This window comes from Bacteroidota bacterium, assembly GCA_017303905.1.
In the GTDB taxonomy this organism is placed as follows: domain Bacteria; phylum Bacteroidota; class Bacteroidia; order B-17B0; family Aurantibacillaceae; genus JAHEYG01.
Map to the genome: position 1 here is coordinate 1,113,839 of JAFLBH010000001.1, position 25,113 is coordinate 1,138,951.

Genomic DNA, 25,113 nt, shown 5'->3' on the forward strand with positions numbered 1-25,113 from the left:
CGTATCATAATTGAATATATTGAAAATAATAAAAAATCGCTTATATTCTACCTTAAAGTCTTGGCTTAATTTAATTGAAAGGGAGAATTATTTTGCTCCAGATGCGAAATGCGAGCTGCATCCTACTTCAAAATTTACCACAGTAAGTTTTTCGGGTTTAGTGCTAGTAAATGAATATTCAGTTATAGAAAAAACTAAATTATCAGGAAGTATTACAATTGATAAGAACGTTTTGATTTCAAATACAGTAATTGAAGGTGAAGTAAAGATTGGGAGTTATTCAAAGATTGTTGGTGGCGTTGAGCTTTATGGTAATATTGAAATTGGAAGGAATACAACAATAAATGGTCATAATACTGATTTAAGAGCCTCAATTAATAAGATTGTAATTGGAAATTTTTGTTCAATTGCAAGAAATGTCACGTTTCAGGAATTTAACCACGATCACAGGAGATTAACAACATATTTTATACACAGGAACCTTGAAGAGAGGAATGTTATGCTCGATATTGTATCAAAGGGAGATATCGAAATAGGTCATGATGTATGGATAGGAACTCATTCAGTAATATTATCAGGTGCGAAAATAGGTATCGGAGCAGTTATCGCTGCCAACAGCGTCGTTGTTGGAGATATTCCTCCTTACGCAATAGCTTCGGGTTCTCCAGCAAAAGTAATTAAGTACAGGTTTAATCAAGACGTGATAGATTCGCTTTTGGAATCAAAATGGTGGAACAAGCCACATTCGGAAATTCTTTATTTATTTGAGCAATTTGGTATTAAGTAATTTAATTTTTTATAAACGAATTACTCATGGTATTGGTTAGTGTTATAATTCCGGTTTATAACAGAAGCGAAGAATTAAAGCGATGCATTAAAAGTGTATTAAAGCAAACAATTCAGGATTTTGAAATAAAGGTTGTGGATGATTGTTCTGATGTTGATTTGAAACCTATAATTGATGATTTTAATGATTCACGTATAGAATACATCAGACTTGACAAAAAATCTAATGCAAATGTTTGTCGTAATGTGGCGATTAATTCTGCAAACGGAATTTATATAGCGATGTTGGATTCTGACGATGAGTGGCTAAGCAATCATTTGCAATCGAAAATTGCAGACATCGAAACCCAAAAGGCTGATGGTGTTTTTGGCAGTTGTTACATTGATGATGGTGAAAGTAAAAAGCTCATGGAGAGCAGGCCTATTGGCGAGAATGAATCAATGTCTACATATTTATTAACGGACGGAAAAGCCCCAACACCAACGCATGTATATAAATCGAATTGCGCTAAATCAATTAAATGGGATGAGAGTTTGTTAAGACATCAGGACTTTGATTTTAGTATAAGATTTGCGGAACAATATAAATTTATATCAACATCTGATCCAACTTGTATAGTACATTGGAAAAAAAATGAGAAAAGATTAGAGAGTATTGACTCGCAAATTCGATTTATGAAAAAACACCAACGAAGGATTAAGCCTGAACTATACTATAAATATTTTTCTGAACTATACAGTGTCATTTTAGAACGCAATGACATGGATCGTAAAATAATAGAATCAGTTAAATCCGAGTCAACTCGTTTTATAAAATATTGTAGCCTGGTTCAGTTCCTTTCAATAGAAGGAGTTGGGAGAAACAGTATTGGTAGAGTTTTATTGCGATTAAAGTACTGTTTAAGAGTTCTATTGGCAGACATGTTTCAGTTTAATTAGCGCTAAACTTTTTTTAATAATGAGCCAAACTTCAGTTCTTATTTTTTTTGCAGAAGAGTTCTCAACTTCAAAAGCTGAACAGTTTATTGAACATGAATTGATTTTTTTATCGAATCATTTTGAGAAAATAGTTGTTATACCAATCCGAAATAACATTCAAGATTGTAAGTATATATTGCCTGAAAACGTACAAATCCAAGATTTTGAAATATATAAGCCATATAACCGAATCAGACAAATATTCAAGAATTCAGGATTATTGTTTAAAGTTGTCGGGCATCAGATTTATTATTCTGAGAACAAGTTAAAATATTTTTCAAAATTCAGCACCTATTTTAACTATTTACTTCATGCATGCAATGTAGCGGAAAGAATTCAAAATGAAGTAATTTTAAAATACGGCGTGAATGTTAAGTATTATTCATATTGGTTTAATATTTGGGTCTTTTATTTATCCTTGGTTAAAGATAAATCTAATATTAAAATAATCACCAGGGCACATGGTGGTGATTATGATGAGTCTCAAACTAAGTCTTTTTTCCCTTTTCGGTCTTTTCAAATGAAACATATAGATGTTATATTACCCGTTTCGAAATATGGTGAGAATTATTTAAAGCAAAAGTATCCTTTTACTACTGCACGCATCAAGAATGTTTATTTGGGCGTTAAGAATATGGGAAATAATCCTGAGAACGTTGGTGATGTTTTTACAATGGTGTCATGTTCAAGCATTATTCCATTGAAGCGAGTCGCTTTAATTTCGCAAATTTTAAGTGGAGTGAAGTTTAAATTGAATTGGATACACTTTGGTGATGGTACCGGAACCAATGAATTATTGAATGAGATTAAAAAACTTCCATGTAATGTAACTTTTGAATTAAAAGGACATGTTCCGAACGAATATGTAATTGATTTTTACAGAAAAAATCACGTTGATTTGGTTATAAATGTTAGTGAAAGTGAAGGCGTGCCCGTTTCTTTGATGGAGGCTATTAGTTTTGGTATTCCGGTAATTGGCACAAATGTCTGCGGCGTTCCGGAAATTGTAACAACAGAAACAGGTTTTTTAATTCCAAAGGATTTTATTCCCGCTGAAGTTTCTGAAATTATTATAGAATATGCGAAGAGTTCACCTGAAAACAAATTGAAATTGCGACGTTCTGCTAAAGAGTACTGGAGAAATAAATTCGATTTAGAAAGGAATTGCGAAATGCTTAAAACAAATTATTTAAATTGAAATGTGCGGAATAGCCGGAATAGTACATTTAAATTCCGAACAGGTGAGGCCGGATAAACTCCGCAGTTTTACCGATTCAATCTTTCATCGCGGACCTGACGGTTCAGGGTATGAGTTGGTTGAGAATGGTTTGGTAGGATTTGGTCACCGTCGCTTATCGATTCTTGACTTAACAGAAGCGGGCAAGCAACCAATGTATAGTAGTGATAAAAAACTGTTGATTACGTATAATGGAGAGGTGTATAATTTTTTGGAAATTAAGAAGGAGTTAGAGGGGCTTGGTAATAATTTTAATACAAAAACAGACACGGAAGTTATATTAAAGGCGTATCAGCAATGGGGGATGGATTGTTTGAACCGGTTTAACGGAATGTTTGCTATTGCTATATGGGACTTTCAAAAAAAATCTTTGAAATTGGTCAGGGATCGTTTTGGGGTTAAACCACTTTATTTTTTATTTGTTCCTGATAGCATCTTCGCTTTTGCTTCTGAAACAATTGCGTTTAAACACCTCGCTAACTTTAAACGTGAGATTAATAATGATGTATTTCAACTGGCCTTGCAGCAACCAGAATTAATAGAAGGATCTGACAAAACTATTTATAAAAAAATATATCAATTAAGACCCGGGCATTTTCTCGAATTAAATAATTTTTCTACACCGCAAGTAAAACGTTGGTGGAATACAAAAGATCATTTTGTTGAGATCCCCACAAAATACGAGCACCAAGTAGAAAAATTCACAGAATTATTTGAGGATGCATGTAAAATAAGAATGCGAAGCGATGTGACTCTTGCTTCCGCCTTGAGTGGTGGTTTGGATTCTAGCTCAGTTTATTCAACACTTCATGAAATTAGCAAATCAGGATCAGTTTTAGAACGTGTTCCCTCCAACTGGCAACAGGCTTTTGTGGCAACTTTTCCGGGAACCTCCATTGATGAAAGGAGTTATGCCGAGAAAGTAGTTAATGCCATTAATGGAAAAGCTATTTATATTACTCCTGATTATAGTAATCTTGTAAATGAAATAATTAAAACCACCCGCTTATTTGATGGTGTTGTTTCTACTCCAATAATTTCAATATCCGACATATATAAAAGTATGCGAAATAATGGGGTAACTGTTTCCATGGATGGACATGGCGTAGATGAAATGATGTATGGGTATAACTCTTATGTTTATCAAGCGTTTTATGATGCAATAGAAGAAAGTAATTTTAAGAGAGCCGAAGAATATGCGCTTATACTTTGTGGCTTGTCACCTAATTATAATATCAATGATTTGAGGAATGTTATTAATTCTTTTAATAAATCAAAATTTCGGAAGGGAATCAGTTTGCTGAGGAATAAGTTGTTTAGGAATTATATTAAGCAAAATAATGAGAAAAGCGTATCGTGGTACCAAAAATTAAATTCCGAATTAATTCACGAGATAAATATCCAACAGGATGCGCCTGAAAAATGGTCCAAATCTGAAAAAATGGTGTACAACGATTTTCATAATTTTTCATTGCCAATTAATCTGAGAGATTTTGATAGAGCATCGATGCAAAACGGTATTGAAATAAGAATGCCATTTATGGATTATAGATTAGTTACCTACGTCTTTTCATTACCTATTTCTTCAAAGATTGGTAACGGTTTCACAAAATTAATTTTACGTGATTCCATGAAAGGCATTTTACCTGAAGAGATAAGGACAAGAACATATAAGGTTGGAATAGGCGCCCCTATGCAAGAGTGGTTTGAAGGAGTGCTTAAAGAATTTGTTTTTGATACGATCAATTCAGTAAGCTTTAAGCAGTCTCCTTTTTGGAATGCGGATGTAATTAGCGAAGAAATAAGTATGTCATACAAAATGAATAAACTCAATAAATCATTTTGTAACAAAACCTGGAATATTTTAAATGCTCAAATAATTTTAGATGCCAACTAAAGCAGCATATCAAATTTGCACAAATTGTGTTATGGATACAAGTGCGAGCGAAATTACTTTTGATGAGAATGGAAAATGTAATTTTTGTAATGACTTCGAAGTGCTTGCGCGAAAAACAATTTGGCGACCGCTTGATGTAAGACTCAAGGAGTTAAGCGATTCAGTAAAAAAAATCAAAGAATTAGGTAAATCGGACAAGTATGATTGTCTGATTGGATTAAGCGGAGGCGTTGATAGTTCATATTTATGTTATTGGGCGAAACAAGAAGGTTTGAGGCCTCTGGTAGTGCATTTTGATAATGGCTGGAATAGTGAATTGGCAACAATGAATATTGAAAGTATAATCCAGAAGACCGGATTTGATTTATATACATATGTTATTAATTGGGAAGATTTCAAGGACCTTCAACTATCTTACATTAAAGCTTCTGTTATAGATATTGAAGTTCCAACTGATCAGTTAATTTTTGCAAGTTTATATAGAATAGCCAGAAAGTATAAAATAAAAAGCATTATCAATGGCAATAATATTTCTTCCGAAGCTATTTTACCTAGGTCGTGGATTTATGCCGATAAACTAGATATAGTTAATCTGACAGCTATTCATAAAAAATTTGGAACTCGGAAGCTTAAAAACTTCCCTAAACTTGGTTTAACAAGACAATACGTATATTCTACATTATTTAAAATGTTTTCAGTATCGCCTCTTAATTTATTAGACTATGATAAAAATAAAGCGAAGGAACTATTAATAAGGGAATTTGGCTGGCGTGATTATGGCGGAAAACATTACGAGTCTGTATTCACTCGTTTTTATCAAGGTTATATTTTGCCGCATAAGTTTAAAGTGGATAAAAGACGCGCGCATCTTGCTACAATGGTAGCCGCCCATTTAATGGAGAGGAATGCAGCTTTAGAAGAATTAAATCAGCCTACTTATGATCTCGAATTACAAAAGCAGGATTATGAATATGCGCTTAAAAAATTTGACATCAGCAGAGAGGAGTTTGAGAAATATATGAGCCAAGCACCGGTTCCGCATACCAATTACGGAACGCAATGGGATAAGAAACACTTTAGAAAGCATTATATTTTTAAAAGAACAATTGGCCCATTGCTTGATTTACTAAGCCCTTTTGTTAGATAATGGCTAATGTTGCTCTGTTTATTTTTGGAATTAACGACCTGAAAGGTGGTGGTGGTGCCGAACGATTTTTTGCCGACTTTTTTGATATTTATAATAAGGAGCAGCAAAAACACAGGCTTTTTTATATTATAGATGAATTATCGATTAATAATCTTAAAAGGGTTAACAAATTAAAATGCACAAATAATCTTTTACAGTTTAAAATCATTTCAAACAGATTTAAGAGCATACTTGAGTTTCTTCAGATAGTAAAGTTTATTTTAATTAATAGAATTAAACTAATTCACATACCCTTGTATTCCATTAGTTACGTACCACTTATTAAGAAATTAAACGGTTTACCGGGAATTATTCGACCTAAAATAGTGATTAATATAGTGAATTGTTATGCGCCAATTGCTTTAGCTGATTCGGAGCACCCTCAGCATAAAGGTATGACTGCTACTTACGAACCATTATTTTCGAAAGTTAAAATTGACGGATATTTTTGTTGGAATCAGAATTTTGTTGACTATTACAGTAAGCTAAACATAAGACACAAAACCAAGAAGTTATTTGCTATAAAATCAAGATTTTCAGATACTGGAAAATTTAAACCCGAACAAAAATCTAATACTATTGTTTTTGCTTCCCGTTTAGATGTACAAAAGCGTCCGGATTGGTTTATTAAGGCTATTGGTATTTTAAAACAAAATCATGTTGAAGCTATTAATAATTGGAAATTTATTATTTCGGGTGAAGGCCCATTAAAAGAACAATTACTTAATGATAGTAAACTGGTCGGTTTAGAGAATATATTAGAGTTTAAAACAGAGGGTGAGTTGTGGCGATTATTAAATTATTCTAAGGTCTATGTTTCATGCCAAGATTATGAAAACTTTCCATCGCTTGCTATGGCAGAAGCAATGGCGTCGGGTAATGCAATTATTACGCGAGGAGTAGGACAAACTGAGTTATTTGTTAAAAATAATGTAAATGGGTTGATAGTTAAAAAGGATTCACCGGAGGGGCTGGCGGAATCGATTTTGGAATATATCTCACACCCTTCTCTACATAATTTATATATGAATGAGAGTTTAAGGTTGATAAAAGAGGTTCATAACCCTGATAATTTTATTGCCCAAATTGATAAATTTTGGTCCGAAGTTATAGATGGATAATAAAAAGAAACGGTCACTGATATTTATAACATCGGGTTTTCCTGTTTTAGGTGTTTCAGAGACTTATATCCTTGAAGAAATTAAGTATTTATGTGAGTGTTTTGATAAGGTTTTAATAATACCATTAACATTGTCTAACAGTAACAATTACTCTCAATTACCCTTTAACGCATCGGTATTGCGTGTACAAAGAAGAGAGAAAATCGGTAAATTAAAACTTTGGCTCATTTTTATTTTATTCCAGGAGTTACTGCCAATTATGAGGCTTAAAAGACCTTTTCGAAAATTAAGGCAGTACAGAGCATATCTTAAGGATAAATTGAAATTGTATTCGTGGTTAAAGTCGAACAATATATTTAGAGATTACATAAACAACAATACAACGGTTTATTCTTACTGGTTATCGGAACCGGCTTTGATTTCAGCTTTTATAAAGAAGGACTATTCTAAACTTAAATTTGTTAGCAGAGCTCATGGTTACGATGTGTTCGAGGAGCAAAGCGAGCATAATTTCATACCTTTTAAAAAGTTTAAATTATCGCTTGTAGATACCGTTTATTCGGTATCAAATAAAGGAGCCGAGCATTTAACTTTATCATTCCCGCAATTTAGTGAAAAAATCAAAGTAGCCTACTTAGGAGTAAGTAATCCTTATCCAATCCCAGACTCTCATAGTTCGAATTTTTATATAGCGACATGCTCAATTATTAGAGATGTTAAACGATTAGATTTAATGATTGATATTTTAAAGAATATTAAATTTGATTTAGTTTGGCACGTGTTAGGAGATGGTCCGGATCTTAATAAAATTAAAGAATTGAATAAGCAATTACCTAACCACATTAAAGTAATTTATCATGGTTTTCTTGGAAACGAAAAAATATTTGAATTTTATCGAACTAATCCCATCAATTTATTTGTAAGTTTAAGTTACTCGGAAGGCTTGCCAGTAAGTATGATGGAAGCACAAAGTTTTGGCATCCCAATCATGAGTACTGATGTAGGTGGATGTCGTGAAATTTGTAATGAATCGACCGGTATTCTGCTTGAACGCGATTTTGTTTCGGCCGAAGTAGCCCAATTAATAATGGATTTTAAAAATTCAAAAAAGAATACTATTAGTTTTAGACAGAATTGCAGGAAGTTTTGGGAAAATAATTTCAACGCACAAATAAATTATAGAAAATTCGCTGAAGAAATTTCGGCATAACTTAATAATTCAAACCCATGTTTACACTTAACAACAAATCAGTACTTATAACAGGTGGCACCGGATCACTTGGTAAGCAATTAGTAAAAACAATATTAGAACGTTGGCCTCAGGTTAAGCGTTTGATTGTTTTTTCACGCGACGAGCAGAAGCAGTTTCAAATGAATATGGAATTTCCTTCGATTGACGGAAGTTGCATGCGTTATTTTATTGGCGATGTACGCGATTATGAAAGATTAAAGAAAGCTTTTAAAGGAGTAGATTATGTTATTCATGCAGCGGCCATGAAGCATGTTCATATTGCGGAGTATAATCCAATGGAATGTGTTATGACGAATGTGATGGGCGCTGAAAATGTCATTAATGCAGCAATTGAGTGTGGCGTTCAAAACGTAGTGGCCTTATCAACTGATAAAGCTGCAGCACCTATTAATTTATATGGAGCAACAAAATTATGCTCCGATAAATTATTTGTGGCGGCCAACAATATCAAAGGATTCGCAAACATTAAATTTTCAGTTGTTCGTTATGGTAATGTAATGGGTTCTAATGGTTCAGTAATTCCTTTTTTTATGCAGAAAAAGAAAACAGGTACTTTACCTATTACTGATCCTACCATGACTCGATTTAACATCTCCTTACAAGAGGGCGCTGATTTAGTTTTGCATGCTATGGAAAATGCTTGGGGCGGTGAGATCTTTGTTCCTAAAATTCCATCCTATAAAATTACGGAAGTGGCAAAAGCAATTGGTCCTGAATGTAAGATAGAGATTGTGGGTATTCGTCCCGGCGAAAAAATACATGAGGAAATGATAACTGAGTCGGATTCATTTACAACCTATGACCTTGGAAAATACTATGCTATTTTGCCGCAAGTTCCTGCTTTTAATCTCAATGAATACATTAGTACATTTAAAGCAAAAAAAGTGACAGAGGGATTCCGTTATAGTTCCGGTAAAAATTCGGAGTGGGTGGATGCAGAAGGAATTCGAGAATTAATTAAGAAGCATGTTGATCCAAACTTTACTGTTTAAGATATGAAACCAATTCCTTACGGTCGTCAGAATATTACAGAAAAAGATATTCAAGCGGTAATAGAGACGCTTCAATCTGACTTCTTAACACAGGGGCCAAAGATTGAAGAATTTGAAAAAGCGTTTGCTAAATATATTGGATGTAAATATGCGGTTGCTATTAGTAACGGTACTGCTGCGTTACATTTGTGCGCAATGGCTTTAAATGTTGATGCAAATACAAACGTAATTACAACGCCGATTACTTTTGCTGCATCTGCAAACTGTGTTCGCTATTGCGGAGGTAACGTTTATTTCGCGGATATTAATCCGGATACTTTTACTTTAGATTTAGCGAAGGTGGAGGCATTAATAAATTCAAAGCCGAAGGGTTTTTTTAAAGGAATTATACCTGTTGATTTTGCAGGCTACGCGGTGAATCTGGAGGAGTTTAAAAAACTGGCAGACAAATATAATTTATGGATCATTGAAGATGCTTGTCATGCCCCGGGTGGTTTTTTCCTAGATAGTAAAGGGAATAAACAACTTTGCGGGAATAGTAATTTTGCTGATATGGCCATTTTCTCATTTCATCCTGTAAAGCACATTGCTTGTGGAGAAGGAGGAATGATTACCACAAATAATGAAGAGCTTTATAAAAAAATATTACTATTCAGAACACATGGAATAACAAAAAACCCTGATCTCTTACTAGAAAATCATGGCGGCTGGTATTATGAGATGCAGGAATTAGGGTATAATTATCGCTTAACCGATTTTCAGGCCGCGCTCGGCATTACTCAATTAGAAAGAGCCAATGAGGGCTTAACGCGCAGAACAGAAATTGCAAAAAATTACTATGAGGCCTTTAAGAATGAAAAGGCAATACTAAGGCAATCAGGTATCGTAGAAGGGCATGCATATCACTTATACATTATCGAAATTGAGAAACGAAAAGAACTGTATGATTATTTAAGAACTAAAAATATTTTTTGTCAGGTCCATTATATTCCGGTACACACAATGCCTTATTATAAGAAATTAGGAAATAAGCAGGGAGATTTTCCTATTTCGGAAGATTATTATAGCAAGTGTTTAAGTTTACCAATGTATCCGACTTTAACACAGGAAGAGCAGAATTACGTAATTGATAATATTATTAACTTTATAAACAAATAAAACAATGAATACAACGCAAGAAAAATTTTGGCAAGGTGAATTTGGTAAAGAATACACCGATAGGAACACACGTGATATTAAAGAGTGGGAAAAATTTTACATAGATACGTGGGGCGTTACCAAACAATCTATTAATGAAAAACTAATTGGACATCTTCCCAAGGATATAAAGATTCTTGAAGTAGGAAGTAATACCGGAATGCAATTGAATTGCTTCCAACAAATGGGATTTACTAATTTATATGGAATCGAGTTACAAAGTTATGCTGTAGAGAAATCAAAGGAGTATACAAAGGGTATAAATATTATTCAAGGTTCCGGTTTTGATTTACCTTTTAAAGATAACTTTTTTGATTTGGTATGTACCAATGGTGTACTTATACATATTCATCCAAACGATCATAAACGAATCATGGGTGAAATGGTGCGCTGTACGAAATCTTACGTTATGGGTTTTGAATATTATGCACCTGAAACTACAGATGTTAAATACAGAGGTAATACGGGTTTTTTATGGAAAGCTGATTTTGCTAAAATATTCACAACTAATTTCCCGCAAATGAAAGAAATAAAGAGGGATTATTATAAGTATGTGAATGATGATAATGTTGATTACGCTTATTTATTACAAAAACAATAATAAAAGTTATGAATATTAAATATTGCAAGAAATGTTTATTTCCTGAAACTAAACCCGATCTTCACTTTAGTGAAAATGGAGTCTGCAGTGCTTGTGTTGCTGCTGAACAAAAAAACGTTGGCATCGATTGGAAACAACGCGAAAAGGATTTTTACCAAATCATCGAGCATTTTAAATCAAAGAGCCCTAACCGAGGGTATGATTGTATTGTGCCGGTAAGCGGAGGAAAGGATAGTACCTATCAGGCTTACTTCATGAAGTACAAATGCGGACTTAATCCACTGTTGGTTTGCTTCGAAACTACCGCAGTTACTGAATTAGGTCAAAAGAATCTTGATAATCTTTCCGAAATGGGAATGGATGTTATTCATTTCAAAAAGAATCATCCTGTATATAAAAAAATGGTAATCGAGAGTTTTAAACGTGTTGGTGATGAGATGTGGCCGAATCATATTGGAATTTTTACCATTCCTGTAATGATTGCAGTAAAGTTTAATATTCCTCTTATTATTTGGGGAGAAAATCCGCAACAAGAATATGGAGGACCTTCTTTAGAGTCAGTGAAAAACAGAATACTTAACCGTCGTTGGTTAGAGGAATTTGGTGGTTTGTTAGGAAACCGAATTCAAGATATGATTGGTGTAGATGGAATCACAGAAAAAGAATTAACACCTTATTTTTATCCATCAGATGAAGATATCGAGCGCGTTGGTGTTACGGGAATTTTTCTTGGACATTATTTCTTTTGGGACGCACGAAAACAATTGGAAATAGTTAAGGAACATGGTTTCTCTGTGAAAGAGGATGGTCCAATTGAAGGTACGTATACCAACTATGAGAATTTAGATGAAAAATTGGTTGGCCTTCATGATTATTTGAAATTTGTAAAATACGGATTTGGTCGTGCAACCGATCACGCGTGTATAGATATTAGAAATAATCGATTAACCCGACATGAGGGACTTGATTTGGTGAAAAAGTATGATGGAAAATATCCGCATTATGCCGTTTCAGAATTTATCAAATATTCGGGCATGAGTAAGTCAGAAATTGATGCAGTAATTGATTCATTCACTAATCCTGTATTATTCGCACAAGACGAAAACGGAAATTTCAAAAAGGACAAGGACGGAAATTTAGTGCGCAATTTCGAAGTTTCATAATGATTGCAATTATTGACTATGGTTTAGGTAATTTGGCCTCGGTTCAAAAAGCTTTAAATTTTTTGAAACTTGAAAATAAAATCACTTCCGACCATGATGAAATAAAATCTTCAGATTTCATATTGTTGCCCGGCGTTGGTTCATTTGCACATGGCATGCAAAACTTAAGAGAAAAAGGGCTCGATCATTTACTAAGCGATGAGGTTTTAGGTAAAAAGAAAAGGTTTTTGGGAATTTGCTTAGGTATGCAACTAATTGCGGAAACAGGAACTGAACCTTACGAGAATCCGGGATTAGGATGGATTAAGGGAAAGATTATAAAAATAGAATCAAGTAACTTAAGAATTCCTCACATGGGATGGAATAGTATTGAAGTGAGACAAGAGGATTATCTGGCAGATTTGAATCATAAGGATTTTTATTTTATTCATAGTTATCATTTTGTTCCGGAAGATGAAAAAGTAGTGGCTGCATATGTTGATTATGGAACAAAATTAGTGGCGGTGATACAGCACGATAATATTTTTGCAGCGCAGTTTCATCCTGAGAAAAGTCAAGGCGCAGGTTTAACATTATTAAAAAATTATTTCGAGAAATGCTAAAAGCAAGGATTATTCCTATTCTTACTTTTAATGGTTTTGGACTGGTAAAAACAAAGCAGTTTGCTAATCCGCGCATGGTTGGGAATCCGGTACAGGCAGCGCGAGTATATAATCAGCGCGGGGTAGATGAATTAGTCTTCCTTGATATTTTTGCATCCGATCAAAAAAGAAAAATTAATTTAAAGCTGGTTGCGGATGTTATTAAAGAATGTTATATGCCTGTTGCTATTGGTGGAGGCATAACATGCATTGATGATATTACGAATCTTCTAAAAATTGGTGCAGATAAAGTGGTAATAAAAACAAAGGCACTTACCGATATTGATTTTATTAAGCAAGCAGTTCATGTTTTTGGAAGTCAGTGCATCACAATAGCTGTTGATGCTTATAAAGCGGAAGCTGGATATAAAATACATAATAAAACTAATTTGGATATTTCGCTAGATGAATTTTTGAAAAGCATGACCGAATGTGAAGTTGGTGAGTTTGTTGTTACAAGTGTTGATAATGATGGAATGATGAATGGTTTTGATTGCGATTTAATTAATCATGTTTTGTCTAAAACAAACATTCCGGTAATTGCGGTTGGGGGCGGTGGTGAAATGGAGCATTATTCTGAATTATTTACTAAGACAAAAACTGAGGCTGTGGGTTCTGCAAGTATTTTTCATTTTACACAGTACACTCCCCTTGATATAAAAAACACATTAAAACAAAACGACGTAAATGTAAGAATTTAATTATGGTGTATAATATTATTGAAGTTGCCAATGTGCACGCAGGTGATCAGGAGTATCTTAAATCTTTAATCAAAGAATTTAAAGATACAGAAGCAGAAGGTATTAAATTTCAGCCTTTCAAGTATGATCAAATCGCTAAAGAAAATTTTAGCTGGTATGAGGTGTATAAAAAGCTTTACTTTGATAAGAAACAATGGAAGCAAATTATTGATTTGGCATCTGATAATTTAGACGTTTGGATTGATACTTTTGATACTTACTCTGTAGAAGTAATTCGTGAAAATTTAAAAAAAATAAAAGGACTAAAGTTCCAGTCTTCTATATTATATAATTACAATGTTCTAAATTCACTTAAAGAAATCGACTTAACAAATTGCTTAGTAATATTAAATATTTCGGGTATTGAGCTGGAAGAGATAGCGCAAGTGGTGGATAGATTTAAAAGTTACCTAAAGCCAAAGCAAATAATTTTGCAAGTAGGATTTCAGGGATATCCAACTAGTATACATGATAATGGTTTAAACAAAATAAAAATTTTAATTGACAAGTATGGCTGTGATATAAGTTTTGCTGATCATATTCAGGCAGATTTGGAGGAGTCTATCTATCTGCCGGTAATTGCGTCTTTATTGGGGGCAAAATATATTGAAAAACATGTTTGTTTAAGCGGGCCTAAACCGGAGTACGATCATTATTCTAGTTTAAATAAGGAGGGATACCAAAAGTATCTGGAAACGTTAAAGGTCTATCAATCTTTATCAAATATTGATTTTATAAATCTTAAGGAAAGAAATTATTTAAATACAACAATTCAAACCCCATCTTTAAAGGATAAGAAGAATAGCGGACAAACGTATAATTTGAATTGTGACTTCGATTTTAAAAGAACATCCGACACAGGTTTAACCTCAAAGCAATTGCTTAAGTTAACAAGCGAGTTCTATGTTATTTCAAATAGGTTAGAAGCAGGAAGTTGTATAAAACAAGAGGATGTGAAGAAAGCCAACATAGCTGTTATCATAGCATGTCGATTAAAATCATCAAGATTACCTAAGAAGGCACTATTGAGAATTGGAGATTATACATCAGTAGAGTTATGCATTAAGAATGCGATGACTTTTGATAATGTTAATCATGTAATACTTGCCACTTCAACTCACGAAGAAGACGCTGAGTTAAAAGATTACACTTATAAACCAAGTGTTATTTTTCATAAAGGCGATCCTATAGATGTAATTCAGAGATACATTGATATCATCGAAAAACTTAAAATTGATGTCATAGTAAGGGTTACCGCGGATATGCCATTTATCGGGAATGAGATTCTTCAACCAATATTGAAAGCTCATTTTGAAAGTGGAGCCGATTATTCACGAGCTAAGAAAGCGGCAATTGGCACAAATTTAGAGATTATTAATTCGGAAGCGTTGCGACGTGTTAAGTCTTATTTTCCGTCTGCTGATTATTCTGAATACATGACGTATTATTTTACAAATAATCCGGATGAATTTAGAATAAATGAAATTGATTTGCCTGAAAACCTTGTTCGTGATTATCGATTAACATTAGATTATCCTGAGGATTTAGAATTGTTTAACGAAGTAGTAAGGCAACTAAAAGAAAAGGGGTTAGAGCCTAACCTTATCAATGTAATCGATTATTTAGATAAGAATCCTGATTTGGCCTTAAAGAATTCCGGTATGGAGGTGAAGTATTTTACCGATCCTAAATTAATAGAAACTCTAAAAAAACACACCGTAATACGTAGAAGTTAAAATGCTTTTTAATTCTCTTGAATTTTTATTGTTTTTCCCTCTTGTAACATTTTTGTTTTATGTTATCCCGCATAAGTATAGGTGGATGCTCTTGTTGTTGGCAAGCTGTTATTTTTACATGTACTTTAAGCCGGTTTATATACTTATTTTATTATTCACTATTATTATAGATTACTTTGCGGGAATTTATATTGAAAGAGCAAAAAGCCAAAAACAAAGAAAATTACTACTTGTTCTGAGTATTATATCTAACATTGGTATTCTGGTTTTCTTTAAGTATTTTAATTTTTTAAGTTTCAACTTACAGCAGATTTTTAATTCCTTATCTATAGATCAAAGGTTACCAATTCTTGATATTTTATTACCAATTGGTTTATCCTTTCATACTTTTCAGGCTATTAGCTATACAATAGAGGTTTATAGAGGTAATCAAAAGTCGGAGAAGCATTTTGGCATATATGCACTTTATGTGATGTTCTATCCCCAACTTGTAGCCGGGCCAATTGAAAGACCGCAAAACGTGTTGCATCAGTTTCATGAAAGGAAATATTTTAAAAGCGATAATTTTATTCTTGGAGCCAGATGGATGTTACTGGGTTTTTTAAAAAAGGTTGTGATTGCCGATAATGTTTCTATAGCTAGCGATTATGTTTTTAATAACGTAAGCAATCAAAGTATGTTAACCTTAATAGTGGGAGGACTTTTTTTTACAGTTCAAATTTATGCAGATTTTTCAGGCTATTCCGATATTGCTTTAGGCTCGGCTAAGGTTATGGGATTTGATTTAATGAAGAACTTCAATAACCCATATTTTTCTGTAAGTATTAAAGATTTTTGGACCCGATGGCACATTTCGTTATCAACATGGTTTCGTGACTACGTATATGTTCCATTGGGTGGGAATAGGGTAAGTAAATTAAGAAATTATTTAAATGTATTTATTGTATTTGTGCTTAGTGGTTTTTGGCACGGAGCAAGTTGGAATTTTATTGTTTGGGGTGCCATGCACGGCGCATTGGTTACTTTTGAAAATATGTTTAATATAAGTTCAAAAGTAAACGGTAAGAATTTAGTTGTCGTAATCAGCAAATGGGGCGCTAATTTCAGTGTAATCATATTGACTTGGATGGCATTTAGGATAACGGATATATCAGATCTTATTGCGGCATATAAAATAATCTTTAATGGTATTGTGCATCTGTTCCAATGGGATTATGGCATTTCTTTAGATTTGTCGGGTTTAAGAGATTTTAATATTAATCAAGTTAAACTGCTTTTGTTTGCTGTTCTCTTATTTTTCTTATTTGAAGTATTACGTAATCATAAAACTATATTACAAGTATTTTATAATTCTTCGGTTCTTCGAAGATTATCTTATACGTTTGCCATATTAATTATTTTTTTCTTTGGCTATCTAAACAAGGTACAATTTATTTATTTCCAGTTTTAATTGAAGAAAATTGTAATTAATATGATAATCGTAGGTAGCATTTGCTCGGCATTTATCATATCACTGTCTTTTGTTAAGCAACCAACAGTTGAAATAAATAAACAAAGAATGCAACTACAGGAAATAATGAAATTGGATAGTTTGGATTATTTATTTGTTGGATCTTCTTATGTTTATTCGGGAATTAATACTCGTATTTTTGATTCTATTCAAAAAAGAGTAGCATTGTTAAGTATTGCCACCTCCGGTCCTTATTTTCAGGAATTTTTAATTCAAGATTATTTGGAGCATTGCACAAAAGCTCCTGATTTGGTTGTATTGAATGTATGTCTGAATAGTTTTTCGGATATTTCATCGGATGCCTGGGAATTTTATCCATTAAATGAATTTTTAACCATTCGTGCAATTCCTGAAAGATATTTGGCTGGAAGAATGAATTTAATAACTTACATTAAAGTTAAACGAGAGCAAGCTTTTAGCTACTCATTTAAGTCTAAGCCGGTTCCTGACTTAGTAGAAAAGGAAATAAAAACCAGTGTGCGCAAGAATAAAGGATTCATTTTAAATAAGGGACAGTTTAACGACTCAATTTATATGAAAACAAAAAGCCTTTACACGCATTACCTCGAATCTGATTTTAGCATGAAGAAGAAACACACATTATTTAATTTATTAAATTCTCTTCGAAACAGAAATATTAAGTTTAAAATTATAGAAATACCAACTTTTAAGTTAGGAGAATTCTATGATTTGGAATTTAAGGAAGATTATGAAGAGGTTATAAAAGAAATGCAAGATAAGTTTGGCACTACGGTTATTCGATATCAAACAAAATTGCCGGATACATGTTTCGCTAATATTGATCATTTAAATGGTGCAGGTGCGACTATTTATACACAAAATCTTATAACAAAACTCTAAATGAGTACGTATAAAAACATTTTGTTTAAGTCAATTAGTTTCAATAATTATAAATTAATTGTAATCAGAGATCGAGATAAGTATGATATTATGAATTGGCGGAATCAACAAATTGATGTATTGCGCCAGTCAAAACCACTAACCAAGGAGAATCAGCAAGAATACTTTAGGGATGTAGTTGCAAAACTATTTACAGAAGATTACCCTAAGCAATATTTATTCAGCGTTTTGTATGAAGACAAGCTAATTGGATATGGTGGATTAGTTCATATTGATTGGGAATTAAGAACAGCTGAAATTTCTTTTCTTACGGAAACTGCAAGAAGTAAGGACTCCGATTTATTCATAAATGATTGGACATCGTACTTGCAGTTAATTAAACAGTTCGCTAATGTATATTTAAATTTAAGAGAGATTTACACCTATGCTTATGATCTTCGTCCAAAGTTATATGTCGCATTAGATCGAGCAGGTTTTGTACTGAAACAACGAATTCCAAAGTCAATACTCATAAATAATATTTTTGTTGATGTATTAATTCATAATTTATCACTACCATTTTTAGAATTTAAAAGGGCTACTGAAAAGGAGGTGGACTTGTATTTTAATTGGGCAAACGATACTCTTGTTCGTGAGAATTCTTTTAAGAAGGATTTAATTTCATATGATGAACACGTAAAGTGGTTTAATCAAGTAATAAGAGATGATAACTCCTATTTGCTGATGTTTCTTTTCAATAATTCTCCATGCGGTCAGGTTAGAATACAAAAGCGTGAAGAGTGTGTGATTGGAATTTCAATTGATCAAAACTATCGTGGATATGGCTTCGCAACTAAAATGCTGGTTTTGGCAACACAGGAGTATTTCAAATTAACTCATCAAAAGCAAATTATCGCTTACATTAAAGAAACAAATAAAGCTTCATTAAAATCATTTCAGAATGCAGGATTTCGGATTTTAAATTCAGAGATGATTCATGATTCACTAGCATATAAACTTATATTAAAGCATGAATAATTTTAAGATCGGTCACTTTGAAATTGGTGAAAATTGTAAACCATTTATCATTGCGGAAATGAGTGGCAATCATAATCAATCACTTGATAGAGCATTGGCTTTAGTTGACGCGGCTGCAGAAGCAGGAGCCCACGCGCTTAAACTGCAAACCTACACAGCAGATACTATTACAATGAAGGGTGCTTATACTATTACGGATGAAAATTCTTTGTGGAAGGGGAAAGAGCTTCACGATTTATATAAAATGGCGTACACCCCATGGGAATGGCATAAGCCAATATTTGATCGCGCTAAAGAAAAAGGAATGCTGGCATTTAGTTCTCCTTTCGATGAGACCTCTGTTGATTTTTTAGAAACATTAAATGTACCGGCTTATAAAATCGCGTCATTTGAAAATACACATCATCCATTATTAAAGAAAGTAGCCAAAACCGGTAAACCTATTATTATGTCTACCGGAGTTTCTACACTGGAAGATATTACAGAGAGTGTTAATGTTTTGAAAGAAGCAGGGTGTAAAAATTTAATAATATTGAAATGCACCAGTACTTATCCTGCAACTCCTGAAAACACTAATTTAAATGCGATACCTCGTCTTAAGAAAATTTTCAATGTTACAATTGGATTATCTGATCACACCATGGGAGTTGGTGCTTCTGTTGCGGCTGTTGCTTTAGGTGCACGTGTTATTGAAAAGCATTTTACTTTAAGAAGAGCGGATGGAGGAGTGGATAGTGCATTTTCATTAGAGCCGGAAGAATTAAAATCTTTAGTCATTGAATCTGAACGTGCGTTTCTTGCTTTAGGTTCCGATTTTATCGGGGTGCAGGAGGCAGAAAGGAAATCATTACAGTTTAAGCGTTCAATTTATGTTTCCGAAGACATTAAGGAAGGCGAATTGATTACACAAGAGAACATTAGGGTAATTCGTCCGGCTTTGGGTATGGAGCCAAAGTATTATGAATTTGTGATTGGGAAAAAGGCAAAGTGCGATTTAAAAAAGGGTCAGCCGTTATTAAAGGATAACATCATTTAGTGTTGGGTTTGTTTAGGGTTCATATTTACTATTTACATTCGTTTCTCTATGAAGTGTTCGGGTTTCCCCTTAGCAACGTGATATTAAAACACGCTTCAGAATCCCTTTACAATAGAATTACGTATCGTTTTGCCATAAGTGCTCCAGCGGATTGGCTTATAAGTTTTCGTGTCATAAAAATTATTCTATTCAATCTATTTAAGAAATCGAGCCCTTGTATATACGATAAGAGCGCTAGTGTTGCGATTTTTGATGTGAGCAAGCAGATAAAAGAAAAACGATTGGAGTATATAAGCCGTTTGTCCGGCGACAAGGTGAGGCTGTATGTAAGTAGAGAGGATTTGATTAGTAGCATGCCTGTTTTTGTTAAGTTGCTTTTCATGGTGCATCTGGTTTTCGCGACGCCCTTTGTGGTTCTTCTGTCTTTATTAAAGAAGAATAAAATGAAGGTTCCTTATCACTTGCTGTGTACCATGGAGGCTGTGGGAATGTTTTTGTTGATAAAGAGACATTCGATTACCAAGCTTCATTTTTTTTGTATTTACGAGACAGATTCAAATCTTATGGCTTACGCACTCATGAATAACGGAATTGAAGTAAACAAAATTCCTTCTGAAGTGCCTTTACAATTTTTAAATACAACTATTGTAGCTGATAGCTTAAGTTTTTGTTTTCGTTATCAGGAGGAAGAGTATCAATCGTATCAATCAACAATGCATGTAAAAAACATTCAGCATTGGATACCTGAGAATTCATTTTCGATCGAGCATTTATATGTTTCAGATAATAGGGATACAACAAAAAATACTGTGGGGTTTTATTCAAGCGGCATGTGGTATCGCAAGGAAATTGACACAATGGATTTGCCCAATGCTGATGAATATGAACGCGAGTTATTGTTGAATTTAATTGATTTTGTCAAAGAAAATCCGATGTATAAATTGATTCTGTTTTTACATCCAATCGAAAAAGCTAATCTAGTGCGCACGCGTAAATATTACGATTCTTTTTCAGTTTCGTTTGAGTATGCCGATTTGAATAAGCCAAATGTGCAGTTATTCAGAAATGCAGATGTTGTTGTCTCTCTTTATTCCACGCTCGTTTTTGAAAGAATATTTTGGGGGTTTAAAACAATTGTATTTCCATTAGGTCAGGCAAATTTTCCTATACAAGGAAGTGTTTTTAATAATATATGCGCTACAACTAAAAATCAATTAAAGGATAAACTTAATCTTGCATTAAGAACTGAAGTATTAGATTATTATAAAATGGTCGGTATGACAAATTATACCTACCGTGATTATAAGTTTTTTAATAGCCTTGAAGCGAAAATTAATTAGTTGTTATTTTTATTTACTTGTGGGTCTAAGTGTAAAACCGTTTAGCGTGTATGCTATCTGCGGCGAATAAGGTTGGTTGCGTAATCAGAATAGAACAAAGGAGCAGTTATTCTTAAAACTATCCGTCTTAGCTTTGTTTTTTTAGAACATTATTAATATATTGTAAATACTATGAATAGCGAAATTGAAATATCTATTGTTAGTCCGGTATATAATGCGGAATTAATTATTGATGAGCTGGTGGATAGAATCGCAAAGTCTGTTAATGAAATTACTTCGAATTTCGAAATTATTTTAGTTGAAGATAATGGACAGGATGGCAGCTGGGAAAAGATTTTGGAAAATTGTAAAAAACATAAATTTGTAAAGGGGATTAAACTTAGTAGAAATTTCGGACAACATAATGCGATTACTGCGGGACTTGAAAACAGCAAAGGGAAATGGGTAGTTGTTATGGATTGTGATTTGCAAGATGTTCCGGAAGAGATTCCAAATCTATATAGAAAGGCACAAGAGGGTTATTATTTGGTTCATGCCAGAAGAAAGGATCGTCAGGATAGTTTAATTAAAAAGGCAAATTCAAAAATATTTTACAGAATGTTTTCGTATTTAACGGAAACAAAGCAAGACGCGGGAGCTGCAAATTTTGGAATTTACCATCGTAAGGTTATTCAGGAGGTGTTAAAGATGGGCGATTCTATTCGGGTTTTTCCAATTTTGGTACAATGGGTTGGATTTAAAAGGACCTATTTAGATACAAAGCATGAGGCAAGAAGAGTTGGGCAATCAAGTTATACATTACCTAAACTTGTGAACTTGGCATTTAACATGATTATTTCTTTTTCAGATAAACCATTAAGATTGTGTTTAAAGTTCGGAATTATGGTTTCTGTTTTATCATTCGCGTTAGGTTTAGGATATTTAGTGCTATATTTTTGTGATTATGTAAAAGTGGTGGGATTTACTTCGTTAATATTACTAATATCCTTTAATATTGGCATTACAACGTTGTTCATTGGAATAGTTGGATCTTATGTTGGAAAGATGTCTGTTCAAGTTAAGAACAGACAACGATTTATTATTGAAGAGCAAGTTAATTTATAATGGATTTTATAAAGTATCATAGCAAGTTAGATACAGAGAGATTTGGATTTAATATTGCGAAGATTAATGAGTTTAATTACCCAATCTTCGATATGCTTAAAATATTAAAATCTAACAACTATAATTTGATTATCTCAAAAGTAAACGCCAATGATATTAAGTTAATTAATGAATTAGAACAGCACGGTTTTGAAATTAAAGATATCCAAGTTACCTATAAATTTACGTTACCTAATCACTCCCCATTTACTCCGGCAGTTAATGCGAAGATACGAAATGCCGAATTGTCAGATAGGAATGTGCTATTTGATATCGCTAAAAAGTCTTTTAAAGATTATGGACATTATTCGGCAGATAAGAGACTGGACTCAGAAAAATGTAATGAAATTTATAGTGATTGGATAGTTCGATCATTTGATAAGCAAGTTGCGGATAATATTCTTGTTGCGGAAATAGATGGATGCGTTGCAGGATTCTTGTCTCATAAGATATATGAATCTGACAATAAATACGCGGCCGGTGGTATTGGGGCTGTTGACCCTGAGTATAGAAACAAAAATGTTTTTCAAGAAATTACAGTTGCCGGAATTAATTGGGCGCGTGAGAATAATTGTGAATGGGTTGAGCATAATGTTCTAATCACGAATTATCCGGTGAATAGATCATTCAGTGGTTTAGGGTTTAAAATATCTAATTCATTTGTTACATTTCATAAATGGTTATCAAAATGAAAATCACCTTCAATAAACCCTACTTAGTAGGTCGAGAAACAGATTACATAAAGGATGCCGTAAATAACCTGAAAATTTCAGGAGATGGTGTTTATACAAAGAAGTGCCATCAATTTTTTGAAGAGCAATATAACTTCAAGAAGGTTTTACTTACCACATCTTGTACGGATGCTTTGGAAATGGCTGCAATTTTATTGGATATAAAGCCGGGTGATGAAGTTATCGCGCCATCATACACTTTTGTAAGCACTGTTAACGCATTTGTTTTACGCGGCGCTAAAATTGTGTTTTGTGATAGCTATATAAACAATCCGAATATTGATGCCGATAAGATTGAAGCGCTGATAACTAAAAATACAAAAGTTATTGTGCCGGTGCATTACGCCGGTTTTGCATGCGATATGGATAAAATTATGGCTATCGCTAATAAGTATAATTTGTATGTGGTTGAGGATGCGGCTCAAGCGATTGATAGCTATTATAAAGGGAAACCATTGGGTTCGATAGGACATTTAGCCGCTTTCTCTTTTCATGAAACTAAAAATATAATTTCAGGCGAAGGCGGAATGCTTGTTATTAATAATTCGGAGTACATTACCCGCGCAGAAATTATCAGAGAAAAGGGAACCAACCGCTCCCAATTTTTTAGAGGAGAGATTGATAAATATGGCTGGGTAGACATAGGGTCATCTTTTTTACCCTCCGATATAATTGCTGCTTTTTTGTACGCGCAATTAGAACACTTGAATGAAATCCAAATTAAACGAAAACATATTTGGAATAAGTACTATGAAAATTTGAAACCTTTAGTAGAGAAAGGATGTTTAGAATTCCCATTGATTGAAGATTATACGACAAACAATGCGCATATGTTTTATATTGTCTGCGAATCACTTCATATTAGAGGTCAACTTATCGATTTTTTGAAGCATAGAAATATACATGCAGTCTTTCATTATCTTTCACTTCATAAAAGTCCTTTTTATCTGAAGGAAAATAAGTTGGTTGATTTGCCAAACTGTGATCGATTTTCGGATTGTTTGGTACGTTTACCATTTTATTATGAGTTAACTGAGGCAGAAATTAATTTTGTATGCGAAGCAATTCATGATTTTTATACAGAACTCAAAATGTGATGAAGCAACTAAAGCTTGATACGAATGGTATCTGGATATCGGAAGATGTCATTGCCGTATCATATCCGAATGAGGGAAACAAATCATTATTGGATGTAGAAGAGAAGAGCTTTTGGTTTCAACACCGCAATAATGTAATTAAAACAGTAATCAAGCGTTTTCCTTTTAAAAAGAATTTTGTTGATATTGGTGGAGGAAATGGTTTTCAAGCTAGTTTTTTGGCGGAAAACTTTAGCTCATCAGATGTTTTTTTTCTCGAACCAGGCTATGAAGGTTGTTTAAATGCTAAGGCACGAGGTCTTAAAAATGTTTATAATATACCATTTCAATATTTCGATTTTGTGCAAAAAAATATTGATGCAGTTGGACTTTTTGACGTGGTTGAGCATATTGATGATGACGTAAAATTTTTAACCGAGTTAAGAAGCAAATTACCAAAGGGAAGTTTAATATATATGACTGTTCCGGCGCATAATTATTTATGGTCGGATGCTGATGATTTCGGCGGACATTTCAGGCGTTATAATTTAAAAATGATTAAGGAATTGGCAATTAAAACTGATCTTGAATTAGTTTTTTCTTCTTACTTCTTTTTTTATGTGCCTCCAATTACTTATTTCTTAAAACATTTACCTTATAAAATAAGGGGTAAACGCGTGAATAAAGAGATCCTTGATTCAGAAATGAAGCAATTGTCGCCTTCAAAAATTGTTTCAAGTGTTTTTTCAGTCTTACATAATTACGAGCTTAAAAGGCTTAGTAATGGAACTATGATGAATGGCGGTAGCTGTTTTGGGGTGTTTAAAGTTTAGATTATACTTCACCTTAAAAAAAATAATTTTTTCTTACAC

The 25,113-nt window shown here is 33.3% G+C and carries 23 protein-coding genes; all 23 read left to right on the forward strand.

From position 1 onward, the window contains the following. Positions 1-19: 19 nt before the first annotated feature. Complete coding sequence (locus J0L69_04750) at positions 20-787, forward strand: antibiotic acetyltransferase (GenBank protein MBN8692481.1); 768 nt, start codon at positions 20-22, stop codon at positions 785-787. 26 nt (positions 788-813) lie between these two features. Then, entirely contained in the window at positions 814-1,725 is a 912-nt protein-coding gene (locus J0L69_04755) for a glycosyltransferase family 2 protein (GenBank protein MBN8692482.1), read from the forward strand. Between the two features lie 19 nt (positions 1,726-1,744). Then, positions 1,745-2,962 (forward strand): glycosyltransferase, encoded by a 1,218-nt coding sequence (locus J0L69_04760; protein ID MBN8692483.1) that lies wholly within the window; start codon positions 1,745-1,747, stop codon positions 2,960-2,962. A 1-nt stretch (position 2,963) separates the two neighbouring features. Further along, positions 2,964-4,898, forward strand: coding sequence for an asparagine synthase (glutamine-hydrolyzing) (asnB, locus tag J0L69_04765; GenBank protein MBN8692484.1), 1,935 nt, complete (start codon positions 2,964-2,966; stop codon positions 4,896-4,898). A gap of 31 nt (positions 4,899-4,929) precedes the next feature. Then, positions 4,930-6,045, forward strand: coding sequence for an N-acetyl sugar amidotransferase (locus J0L69_04770; GenBank protein ID MBN8692485.1), 1,116 nt, complete (start codon positions 4,930-4,932; stop codon positions 6,043-6,045). Further along, entirely contained in the window at positions 6,045-7,205 is a 1,161-nt protein-coding gene (locus J0L69_04775) for a glycosyltransferase (GenBank protein ID MBN8692486.1), read from the forward strand. The genes J0L69_04770 and J0L69_04775 overlap by 1 nt, the downstream gene beginning before the upstream one ends. 130 nt (positions 7,206-7,335) lie before the next feature. Beyond that, positions 7,336-8,415 carry a glycosyltransferase gene (locus J0L69_04780; GenBank protein ID MBN8692487.1) on the forward strand — a complete coding sequence of 360 codons (1,080 nt, stop codon included), beginning with the start codon at positions 7,336-7,338 and terminating at the stop codon, positions 8,413-8,415. Between the two features lie 17 nt (positions 8,416-8,432). Next, positions 8,433-9,449, forward strand: coding sequence for a UDP-N-acetylglucosamine 4,6-dehydratase (inverting) (gene pseB / locus J0L69_04785; GenBank protein ID MBN8692488.1), 1,017 nt, complete (start codon positions 8,433-8,435; stop codon positions 9,447-9,449). 3 nt (positions 9,450-9,452) lie between these two features. Continuing rightward, positions 9,453-10,607, forward strand: a complete 1,155-nt coding sequence (gene pseC, locus J0L69_04790; protein MBN8692489.1) for a UDP-4-amino-4,6-dideoxy-N-acetyl-beta-L-altrosamine transaminase — start codon at positions 9,453-9,455, stop codon at positions 10,605-10,607. A 4-nt stretch (positions 10,608-10,611) separates the two neighbouring features. Then, positions 10,612-11,247: a methyltransferase domain-containing protein gene (locus J0L69_04795; protein ID MBN8692490.1), complete on the forward strand. Its 636-nt coding sequence runs from the start codon at positions 10,612-10,614 to the stop codon at positions 11,245-11,247. A 14-nt stretch (positions 11,248-11,261) separates the two neighbouring features. Beyond that, on the forward strand, positions 11,262-12,410 hold the full coding sequence (locus J0L69_04800) for an N-acetyl sugar amidotransferase (GenBank protein MBN8692491.1): 1,149 nt from the start codon (positions 11,262-11,264) through the stop codon (positions 12,408-12,410). After that, positions 12,410-13,012 (forward strand): imidazole glycerol phosphate synthase subunit HisH, encoded by a 603-nt coding sequence (hisH, locus tag J0L69_04805; GenBank protein ID MBN8692492.1) that lies wholly within the window; start codon positions 12,410-12,412, stop codon positions 13,010-13,012. Before J0L69_04800 ends, hisH begins: the two co-directional genes overlap by 1 nt. Further along, positions 13,006-13,752, forward strand: coding sequence for an imidazole glycerol phosphate synthase subunit HisF (gene hisF, locus J0L69_04810; protein ID MBN8692493.1), 747 nt, complete (start codon positions 13,006-13,008; stop codon positions 13,750-13,752). The genes hisH and hisF overlap by 7 nt, the downstream gene beginning before the upstream one ends. Before the next feature lie 2 nt (positions 13,753-13,754). Then, a complete protein-coding gene (locus tag J0L69_04815; GenBank protein ID MBN8692494.1) occupies positions 13,755-15,527 on the forward strand; it encodes an N-acetylneuraminate synthase family protein in 1,773 nt (590 codons plus the stop codon). Between the two features lies 1 nt (position 15,528). Beyond that, entirely contained in the window at positions 15,529-16,977 is a 1,449-nt protein-coding gene (locus tag J0L69_04820; protein MBN8692495.1) for an MBOAT family protein, read from the forward strand. Continuing rightward, entirely contained in the window at positions 16,978-17,898 is a 921-nt protein-coding gene (locus J0L69_04825) for a hypothetical protein (protein ID MBN8692496.1), read from the forward strand. Beyond that, positions 17,899-18,915, forward strand: a complete 1,017-nt coding sequence (locus tag J0L69_04830; GenBank protein ID MBN8692497.1) for a GNAT family N-acetyltransferase — start codon at positions 17,899-17,901, stop codon at positions 18,913-18,915. Then, the gene (pseI, locus tag J0L69_04835; protein MBN8692498.1) at positions 18,908-19,951 is read left to right on the forward strand and encodes a pseudaminic acid synthase; all 1,044 of its coding nucleotides are present in this window, start codon (positions 18,908-18,910) and stop codon (positions 19,949-19,951) included. Before J0L69_04830 ends, pseI begins: the two co-directional genes overlap by 8 nt. Positions 19,952-20,205: 254 nt before the next feature. Continuing rightward, positions 20,206-21,291, forward strand: coding sequence for a hypothetical protein (locus J0L69_04840; GenBank protein MBN8692499.1), 1,086 nt, complete (start codon positions 20,206-20,208; stop codon positions 21,289-21,291). A gap of 171 nt (positions 21,292-21,462) precedes the next feature. After that, positions 21,463-22,395 (forward strand): glycosyltransferase family 2 protein, encoded by a 933-nt coding sequence (locus J0L69_04845; GenBank protein ID MBN8692500.1) that lies wholly within the window; start codon positions 21,463-21,465, stop codon positions 22,393-22,395. Further along, the gene (locus J0L69_04850) at positions 22,395-23,126 is read left to right on the forward strand and encodes a GNAT family N-acetyltransferase (protein ID MBN8692501.1); all 732 of its coding nucleotides are present in this window, start codon (positions 22,395-22,397) and stop codon (positions 23,124-23,126) included. Before J0L69_04845 ends, J0L69_04850 begins: the two co-directional genes overlap by 1 nt. Further along, entirely contained in the window at positions 23,123-24,262 is a 1,140-nt protein-coding gene (gene rffA, locus J0L69_04855; protein ID MBN8692502.1) for a dTDP-4-amino-4,6-dideoxygalactose transaminase, read from the forward strand. The genes J0L69_04850 and rffA overlap by 4 nt, the downstream gene beginning before the upstream one ends. Next, the gene (locus J0L69_04860) at positions 24,262-25,074 is read left to right on the forward strand and encodes a methyltransferase domain-containing protein (protein MBN8692503.1); all 813 of its coding nucleotides are present in this window, start codon (positions 24,262-24,264) and stop codon (positions 25,072-25,074) included. The genes rffA and J0L69_04860 overlap by 1 nt, the downstream gene beginning before the upstream one ends. Positions 25,075-25,113: the final 39 nt, after the last annotated feature.

Coding starts and splice junctions, on each gene's coding strand:
- asnB (MBN8692484.1), top strand. CDS start 2,964: ATGTGCGGAATAGCCGGAATAGTACATTTAAATTCCGAACAGGTGAGG.
- J0L69_04775 (MBN8692486.1), top strand. CDS start 6,045: ATGGCTAATGTTGCTCTGTTTATTTTTGGAATTAACGACCTGAAAGGT.
- J0L69_04820 (MBN8692495.1), top strand. CDS start 15,529: ATGCTTTTTAATTCTCTTGAATTTTTATTGTTTTTCCCTCTTGTAACA.
- J0L69_04850 (MBN8692501.1), top strand. CDS start 22,395: ATGGATTTTATAAAGTATCATAGCAAGTTAGATACAGAGAGATTTGGA.
- J0L69_04760 (MBN8692483.1), top strand. CDS start 1,745: ATGAGCCAAACTTCAGTTCTTATTTTTTTTGCAGAAGAGTTCTCAACT.
- pseB (MBN8692488.1), top strand. CDS start 8,433: ATGTTTACACTTAACAACAAATCAGTACTTATAACAGGTGGCACCGGA.
- hisH (MBN8692492.1), top strand. CDS start 12,410: ATGATTGCAATTATTGACTATGGTTTAGGTAATTTGGCCTCGGTTCAA.
- J0L69_04795 (MBN8692490.1), top strand. CDS start 10,612: ATGAATACAACGCAAGAAAAATTTTGGCAAGGTGAATTTGGTAAAGAA.
- J0L69_04830 (MBN8692497.1), top strand. CDS start 17,899: ATGAGTACGTATAAAAACATTTTGTTTAAGTCAATTAGTTTCAATAAT.
- rffA (MBN8692502.1), top strand. CDS start 23,123: ATGAAAATCACCTTCAATAAACCCTACTTAGTAGGTCGAGAAACAGAT.
- J0L69_04860 (MBN8692503.1), top strand. CDS start 24,262: ATGAAGCAACTAAAGCTTGATACGAATGGTATCTGGATATCGGAAGAT.
- pseI (MBN8692498.1), top strand. CDS start 18,908: ATGAATAATTTTAAGATCGGTCACTTTGAAATTGGTGAAAATTGTAAA.
- J0L69_04815 (MBN8692494.1), top strand. CDS start 13,755: ATGGTGTATAATATTATTGAAGTTGCCAATGTGCACGCAGGTGATCAG.
- J0L69_04770 (MBN8692485.1), top strand. CDS start 4,930: ATGGATACAAGTGCGAGCGAAATTACTTTTGATGAGAATGGAAAATGT.
- hisF (MBN8692493.1), top strand. CDS start 13,006: ATGCTAAAAGCAAGGATTATTCCTATTCTTACTTTTAATGGTTTTGGA.
- J0L69_04845 (MBN8692500.1), top strand. CDS start 21,463: ATGAATAGCGAAATTGAAATATCTATTGTTAGTCCGGTATATAATGCG.
- J0L69_04755 (MBN8692482.1), top strand. CDS start 814: ATGGTATTGGTTAGTGTTATAATTCCGGTTTATAACAGAAGCGAAGAA.
- pseC (MBN8692489.1), top strand. CDS start 9,453: ATGAAACCAATTCCTTACGGTCGTCAGAATATTACAGAAAAAGATATT.